The following is an 8,037-nucleotide window of genomic DNA, read 5'->3' as shown; positions in this document are numbered from 1 at the left end:
GGCGCCTGGAGCGCGCTGCGCGACCGACGCCGCGGCATCGCGCAGCGCGGTCGTCGCCGCCGCCAGCGGCGCGAGCGGGAAGCGGTCGGCCAGCGGCGCCTCCAGCTTCGCCAGCTCCGCCAGCAGCGACGCGGCACTCGCCGCGTGGTCGAGCGGCACGACGGGCGTGGCGAGCAGCCGCCAGACCACCTGCGTCATCACGCGCGCATCGCGCACCAGGTTGGCCTCGTCCACCTTGTCGATCAGGTCGTGCGGCGTGTGCCACCACCATCCCAGCGCGTTGCGCGCGGCGGCGTGCCGGCTCTCCTGCTCGCTCAGCGTGCCGAACATTGAGGGGATGCCCACGCCCACGAAGCTGTCGTCGCTGCTCCGGTTCTTGCGCTTGCCCTTGTAGGGCTGGTTGGCGTGCCGGGTGATCGCCTCGGCCGCCAGGGCGTGCAGTTCCGCCATGGCAGCGGCGTTGGTCAGCACGCTCGCCCCCGTCCCGCCCAGGCTGTCCACATTCACATGCGCCACGCAGCGGCGGTCGAGCTCATCCCAATGCGCGTCCGCATACCAGGCCGAGCCCGAATAGCGGCCATGCGAATGGCCCGACCAGAAGCACACGCGCAACCCGCGCTTCCATTCGGCGCGGCGCTGCGCGCAGAGCCGTGCCACCTCCATCATCCCGGCATTGGCCGAGCCATTGTCCATCACGCCGAAATACCAGGTGTCGTGGTGGCCGGAGAGCAGCACGAAGGGGTCCTCCGCCCCGCCGGGGCCGTCGAGCTCCGCGACCAGGATCGGCGTCTTGCGCCAGCCGGTGTCCACCTCGGCATGCAGTGTCACCACGGGCTGCGTCCCGGCCGCCACCGCATCGCGGATGGCCGTGCCATCGGCATGGCTGACCGAACAGACGACCGTCGTGGGCAACTCCGCCAGCGTGCCGGTCCCCGGGCTGCCCCAGACCGGGGAGATGCACATCTCGTGGATGTGCTCGTGATGGCTGATGTGCAGCTGGCCCGCCGCCCCCGCGCGCGAGGCACGCTGCGCGGTGGCGGGCGTTGCCATGCCTTCGATCAGCAGGATCCGGCCGCTGAGATCGCGCCCGGCGAAATCGGCCTCGCCGCCATGGCCGACATACACCGGAACGCCGGACAACCCGCCGGGCGGCGCGGCGCGCGAGAAGGACTGCGTGATCGCCGTGACCGCCACCCCATCCACCAGCACCGACGCCTTGCCGGGCAGGCTGATGTATGCGTCGTGCAGCAGCACCTGCGTGCGGTAGCCGTAGTCCTGCATGCGGCGGTCGATGAAGGCCAGCGCCTCGCGCTCGGCTGGCGTGCCCGACAGCTTCACCCAGCGCGCGATCTCGCGCAGGTTCGCCATCATCTCCGCGCCGCTGACGTCGCCCGCCGGGCTGTCGTTCATGGCCTGCCTCCCTTCTCGCCGATGTCCCACCAGATGCCGGCCATCAGGCCCAGCCCCTCGCGCAGCAGCGGTGCCAGCGCATGCTCGTCCGGCCCGTGCTGGTTGCAGCCGGCATAGGAATTCGGGATCCAGATGACCGGGAGGCCGAGCTCCTCCTGGAACATGTCAGACGGGTTCGACCCCGAGGAATTCGGCACGATGTTGGGCGTGCGGTTGGCGGTGCGCGCCATGGACGCCGCGACGAAGCCCACCCACGGATCGTCGGGATCGGTGCGCGCGGCGCCGAACATGTCGCGCTCCAGCACCGGGATCACCTGCACATCGGAGAAGCCCCGCGCATCGAGGTGCCGGCGCAGCGCGGGCACGATGGCATCGCCGCGAACATCCGCCGTGTGGCGCACCTGCAGCCGGGCCCGCGCGGCTCCCTGCACGGCATTGGTCGGCGCATCCGGATGGCCCGTCAGCTGCGCCAGCACGATCACGCTGGTCCAGCCGAAGATCTTCTCCCCCTTCGTCAGCCCCGGCTCGCCCCAGTCGGCATCGGGTTCGGGCAGGCCCGGGATGTCCTCGAAGACCAGGCCGTCGATGGCGCGCTTGACGGCGGGCGGGATGGCGGGCGGCGTCCAGCCCTCGACCAGGATGCGGCCCTGCGGGGTCACAATGCTGGCGAGCGCATGCGCCAGGCGGAAGGCGGGGTCGGTCAGCACGCCGCCCCAGTGGCCCGAGTGATGCGCGTGGTCACGCAGCTGCACCACCAGGTCGAAGGCGACGCCGCCGCGCGCGCCGAGCTTCATCTCCGGCATGAAGGTGGTCTGGCGCGGGCCGTCCAGGCCGATGAAGACATCCGCCGCCAGCAGGCCGGCATGGGCGCGCAGCACCTCGCGCAGGCCGGGCGAGCCCTGCTCCTCGCCGGTTTCGACCAGCACGATGGCGTTGAAGCCGAGCCGCCCGCGCTCCGCCAGCACGGCGCGCAGCGCCTCGATGGCGATCAGGTGCTGGCCCTTGTTGTCCACCGTGCCGCGGCCGTACCAGCGGTCGCCCTTCACCGTGACCTGCCAGGGGTCGAGCCCGTCGCTCCATTGCCCGGCCAGGCCGCGCACCACGTCGCCATGGCCATAGACCAGCACGGTGGGCCGCGCCGGGTCCTCGATGCGGCGCGCGACGAAGACCGGGCCGCGGCCGGGCTTCGCGTTGTCCAGCACCTGGTGGTCGAAGCCCATGCCCTGCATCAGCGCGGGCAGGGTCTCGGCGCAGTAGCGCGTCAGGGCCGGCAGGCTGCCGGGCATCTGGCTTTCGGTCGGCACGGCAACCAGGCGGCGCAGCGCCGCCAGGTAGGCCCCGCTGTCGAAGCACCCTTCGGCGCGGGCGATGGCAGCCTCGCGTGAACCAGCCATGCGACGTTTCCCCCGATATGAGCCGATGCTGGCACCGGGCGGGGCGGTCGTGAAGCCAGCGCGATGGACATCGCGGCGCCGGCGGCGGAGGATCGCGCCGTCAGCACGGGAGGCGGCGATGAAGTTCAAGCGCATCGAGCACGTGGCGATCGCGGTGCGGGACCTGGATGCGGTGCGCGACACGCTCGCGCGCATCGGCATCGTCTGCGACCATGAGGAGACGCTGCCCGGCCCCGGTGTGCGGCTGGCCATGCTGCCGATCGGCGAATCGGCGCTCGAACTGCTCGAGCCGCAGCGCGAGGATGGCCGCACGGCGGAATGGATCCGCGAGCGCGGCGAGGGGCTGTTCCACATCTGCCTGGAGGTGGACGACATCGAGGCCGCGCTGGACGAGATGCGCGCGAAGGGCGTGAAGCTGCGCGACGAGGTGCCGCGGATCGGCCATGGCGGCCACCGGATCGCGTTCCTGGATCCGGCCAGCACGGCGGGGATCGTGATCGAGCTGGTGGAGATGAGCGGCCGGCATTGAGGGCACGCGGGATCGAGCCGGCGCGGAGATCGGAACCCTCGGCCGCGCGTCCAGCAAAGGGAGGGCATTGCCCGGCCCGGCTGCCGTCGATGTAGCCGAGCAGCTCGGCCCGCCGCGCCGGCGACCGCGTGCCGATCACGAGCCCGACCTTCGGCGGAGGGCTGCGCCTTGCGCGTCCCTGACCTATGTCGAGTCTTCCACCGGGTCGCCGCCCATCAGGAGCCGGACGAGTTCCGCCTGCCGATGCGTGTTGGTCTTCTCGAAGACGCGCTGCAGGTGAGTCTTCGCCGTGGACAGCGTGACGCCGAGTTCTCCGGCGGCAGCGCCCAGCTTCTCCCCGGTGGCGATGCGCAGGGCGAGGCGAGCCTCTGCCTGCGTCAGCCCGTATGCGGCGCAAAGCTCAGCAGCGTTCGCCCTTGGCGGGCGATCGCCAGGGTCGATGTTGAGCATGACGAGTGGCGTCCGCGCGACCAGCCCGCCCTGTGACCCGACCGCCCGCACCACTCTGACGGTGATCGAAAGGGGTGGACCGCCGCGACGACGCAACAGTCGGAGCCGCTCCTCGCGCTGCTCGCCTGGGCCCTGTCGGCTCGCAGCGACCGCGTCGGCAACCCGTCGTCGCAGCAGGTTGGTCTCACGCGGCGTGCCGGCATGCAGCCCATCGGCCATCTCATGCAGCCCGTCGTGGGCGTCGATCAGTCGTCGCGCCGCCCGATTGGCGAACCTCACGTCACACCTGGCGCCGACCAGGAGGATTGGCGACGGAAGCTCTTCCAGGGTGCCGTGGAGCGCGGCGACCTCGTCGTCCAGGGTGGCGACCCGGAAGCTGACCTGGAGCGCGCGCGCCAAGTGCGGCACGAACAGCGCGAGCCGCTCGGCTTCGCTCGCGCCGAACCGGCCGCCCTGGACGCTTCGCGACAGGCACAGGGTGGCGCTCGTCAGCCCGGACTCGAGCATGTTGGTCACGAGCGTCGTGGCGCCGTCGTAGAAGTGGCGCGACCGTCCCAGGTCCTCGATATACCGACTGCTGTCCGGCAGCCGCAGGCTCGCGACCTCCGCATCGGAGAAGACGAGGCCGGCCGCCGGCAGCGAGGATCCTTGCCGCGGGAAGCGGACCCCGGCGTAGTGCCCCGCCCAGGCGCGGCGGGCCTGCACGTGGTCGCCGACCGAGATGCCGGCGGCGCGGCGGCTGGCGAATTCGAGCGTGAAGATCGAGGCGCCGTTCGCGCCCAACAGGTCGGCCAGTTCGCCGAGCACCACCGGCCAGCGGACCGGCTCGAGGGCGGCCGCCGCAATGCCATCGACAATGCGACGAGGAATACCGCTGGATTTCGCCATGCCCGCCGTCCTTCCTGTCGCCAGGGGAGCGCCGACAGATCAGCACGGCGGACTGTCAGACGACCACACAGAAGTGCGTGACGCGGGAAGACGGACCCGATCGTTCCGTCGTGAAGGCAACGCGCGCGTGAGGTGGTGCTGTTGGAGAGGATTGAACTCGGCCCAGCACAGGCGAACACTAGGTTTTCTGCGGGTTTCCGGAAGGTTGCGCTAGGGCAGATGTATCACCCGGATGGATTGGCGGGCAAGGTAGCCTAATCCCTGCGATGCGCTCGAACCATCCCAGCGGCCGTGCGCCCATAAGCGCGGGCAACCCGGCAGGCTCGCCATACCGACCCGCGGGCGGCCCGGAAGTTCCCGCCGAGGACTACGCTACCCTGCAAATGCCTGCCGCATTCGAGTTTCACTAGGCCGAGCACGGGCGGCAATCCGGCGCTGCTCCCCTCCCGCGGTTGCCGTAAGCCGGTCCTGAAAGGCATTCCAGCCCTCTTGCCTGGTACGGAACGCCTCAGCTTCCAACCGACGCGCCTCCTCCAGTGCTGATGTGAAAGTGGCCGTCGCTGCGTCGAACTCCGCCTGCGAAACTTTCGGGAAGCGGAAGCGGCGGACATCATCCTCACTCACTGCGGTCTGTCCGCTTGCGCCACTCTCAGCTCTCTGAAACTGAATTTGGCCCATCGGGGAGCAGAGCAGATACGAGAGGAGCGTTGACGAGATGCCGCTAGGGCGCAGGATCGCAACGTGGCTGTCCACGGTAAACCCGCAGTCGAGCGGCTCGCCCGTCTCGCTCAGCGGTGTCTGGAAAACCGCAGCCTTCCCGATGCTCGTGCCGCCGTCCGTCGTTAGCAGCACGTCGCCATCCTTGAGCTTACGACTCTCCGACAATTGCTCGAAATCCTCTGTCGAGACACGCCGACACAACCCGAACGTGATACCAAGCGGACGGACCGCCCCTGTATTTAGAACAAGAGCGCCTTCATCTTGGCCTTCTTCCAAATAATTGGGCTGCCGACCTTTGACAAAAGGTTCCGGAAGAAATTCACCCAGATAAAACGTCTCAACCCGATCTAGCAGTGCATCAAAGTGCACGGCATTTTCATCGGCCTGCTTTGCATCGATCCGAAGCGTTGGGTTGCGAGCCACCGCACGTAGGCTAAAAGTCGCCTTTAAGGGGAGATTTGTTGGCATTATTAGCTCCAAGCCACTTCGTTTTTCATATAGTCAAGCACGGTCTGGGGATGTTCAGAGCGCACACTGACTTTTGCGGCCTCATTAGCTAGATGCAGGTTTTGAATTTCTTTGCCCGAATCAATGCCCACAAAAGTTGCTAGCTGGTTCCGCTTAGGTCGCTCGCCGCGACGGCTGAGCTTAAATCCGATCTCGTCTACCGCATAGCAGGGCCAAGCCGCATCAAGATGCTCCGCAACTCGCTTAAAAACAGCTTGCTGTACTAGCTCTTCAAATGCAGGCGCTCGCAAAAGCTCTTGATAATACCGCGCAGCTTCCGACTTGTCCGAAATCCGCACAGGCAGTTTGAAGGTCAGCGACCCGCCGTTCTGCCCGCGCTTCATTATCCACGAGTCCTGATGCCCAACAGCTTCGAGTTCGCTGAGCACTGCAGCCTCTAGATCGGACACCGAGACAAAACCCTTTACCGCTGCTACCGTCAAACAACGCCTGGCTTTTGCGATATGTTGCTCTATTTCACCCTTATGTCTGGCCCAATTTTCATCCCATTGCTGTATTTCGGCTGCGTTCTTCTTTTGAGCAAACAGCAAACTGGTCAGAGTAGGTGTATCAACAAAAATATGCCTAGGCATGGAGACGATTGCCCGAATGTGAAACATTCTCAACAGGAACAGCCTGAGCGCGGTGTCCGCGGCGTTGAGGACGGATTCAGGCAGCACGATGGCTAGGCGCCCCCCTGGACGGAGGAGTTGAAAAGCCCGCTCTACAAAAAGGGCCTCCGTGGATGAGGTGCCCGGCAACGCAAATGCTTGGGAAAGTCTCTGCCGAGTTTCGGGTGCGAGCGTCACTCCGAATGGCGGATTGGAGATCACCACATCGAACGTCTCACACATGCCCGGCGGGTAAGCGCTTTCGGCGATGCTTCTCGTATCGGCGCCTGCCACTCGCAGTCGAGCGTCGGCGTAGGTCGCCATTGGCTTATACGCATCCTCCTTAAAGAGGTGGGCAACACCATCGCCATGAAGTATCATGTTCAACTTGGCAGTCATCGCCATAATGAACTTGGGATCGAATCCATAAAGGAAGTCCTTCGCCCAGCCATTAGGTGAAGATTGGCTGAAGTTTTGATTAATAAATTCTTCATCACTTGCTGTTCGCGAAAACCATGCACGATTGGATAGCACTTCATCTGTAATTGCGTGCATCGAATGCAACAGAAATGTTCCGCTGCCGCACGCGGGATCGAAGACATATGGAAGGCGCTGCTCCGGATGCGCGGCGCGGCGCCATTTGTGCCTCGCTAGCTCACGCAGCCCAACGGCCTCAACCATGAATCGAGCGATGTTATCGTGGGTGAAGTACATGCCACGATCTTGCTTGAAACCCGCCCGCAGGATTTCTTCAAAAAAAGTGCCAATGACATCGGCATTGAGAGCCGATCCTCGCGTGAGGGCCATTCCTTCCAACTGCTGCACAATAGATTTTACACGCTCTGGCGGGAAACGTCGCACGTCTATTTCGTCAGAGCCATTTGGTTCAATATAATGCTTGTAGGCCCGCGCGTACAAATCGCTTATGCGCTCGAATACCTTAGCTGCACTTTCGGCCCGCCCTTGCGGCATAAGGACCTGGAACTCGTAGGGCTCGCCTGTCTGTGTGTTTTTCTCAGAGTATATTTTTGCAAGAAGGCAACGCATGATATCTTCAAACAGTTGATTGTCGGGATGCTCCGAGAAAAATTCGTTGTGAAACGACGTCGCAACAGCACGAAATTCCGACAGCGTGCAATTCGTCTTAAGATCTCTTGGGCCACCCCGGGTATAGGGCTGATAATCAGGTTCGAAGTATTCCCGAGGGAACTCTGGAACGCTGGGCTTTCCTGCTAAACCCCATGCTTCATAGTCTTTATGCTGACGATAATCGATGCACCTCAGCTTAAAGACTGCGTCGCGCCCTGTAGGTTCGATAGTAGCACAAACAATAAATGTTGGAGCACCCTCAGTTAGAAGAGGCACAGTGCCGAACAATTGCAGCTTGGTGGCCGTTTCTAACTGGACGCCTCCAGAAACCCCGAATGCTGGCATGCGTGGCCGTAGAGCGGTGCATGGTCGCCCGCCACGCGGGGGGATGGCGGGGATCACGGTGCTGAGGGATCCTGGTCGGGGCGCTGATGGCGGT

General features: G+C 64.9%; 6 protein-coding genes. 1 reads left to right on the top strand and 5 read right to left on the bottom strand.

Translation table 11 applies throughout. The features are described from left to right. The coding region (locus tag HW578_RS19715; protein WP_198372423.1) for a M28 family peptidase at window positions 1–1,410 on the bottom strand (1,410 nt) is incomplete at its 3' end. Next, window positions 1,407–2,804, bottom strand: coding sequence for a M20/M25/M40 family metallo-hydrolase (locus tag HW578_RS19710; protein ID WP_198372422.1), 1,398 nt, complete (start codon window positions 2,802–2,804; stop codon window positions 1,407–1,409). The genes HW578_RS19710 and HW578_RS19715, both read right to left, overlap by 4 nt. A 118-nt stretch (window positions 2,805–2,922) precedes the next feature. On the opposite strand from HW578_RS19710, the gene mce reads away from it, so the two are divergent. Next, window positions 2,923–3,333, top strand: coding sequence for a methylmalonyl-CoA epimerase (gene mce, locus HW578_RS19705; protein WP_198372421.1), 411 nt, complete (start codon window positions 2,923–2,925; stop codon window positions 3,331–3,333). A 183-nt stretch (window positions 3,334–3,516) separates the two neighbouring features. Here the strand turns inward: mce and HW578_RS19700 are convergent, their stop codons facing one another. The 3 genes from HW578_RS19700 to HW578_RS19690 form a co-directional block, all read right to left on the bottom strand. Next, entirely contained in the window at window positions 3,517–4,671 is a 1,155-nt protein-coding gene (locus tag HW578_RS19700) for a helix-turn-helix transcriptional regulator (protein WP_198372420.1), read from the bottom strand. A gap of 372 nt (window positions 4,672–5,043) precedes the next feature. Next, window positions 5,044–5,859: a restriction endonuclease subunit S domain-containing protein gene (locus HW578_RS19695; protein WP_198372419.1), complete on the bottom strand. Its 816-nt coding sequence runs from the start codon at window positions 5,857–5,859 to the stop codon at window positions 5,044–5,046. A 2-nt stretch (window positions 5,860–5,861) separates the two neighbouring features. Then, complete coding sequence (locus HW578_RS19690) at window positions 5,862–8,000, bottom strand: N-6 DNA methylase (RefSeq protein ID WP_198372418.1); 2,139 nt, start codon at window positions 7,998–8,000, stop codon at window positions 5,862–5,864. Between the last annotated feature and the right edge of the window lie 37 nt (window positions 8,001–8,037).

This window comes from Roseomonas rosulenta, assembly GCF_016106005.1.
GTDB lineage: Bacteria > Pseudomonadota > Alphaproteobacteria > Acetobacterales > Acetobacteraceae > Neoroseomonas > Neoroseomonas rosulenta.
This window is presented reverse-complemented; position numbering and strand designations above follow the sequence as displayed.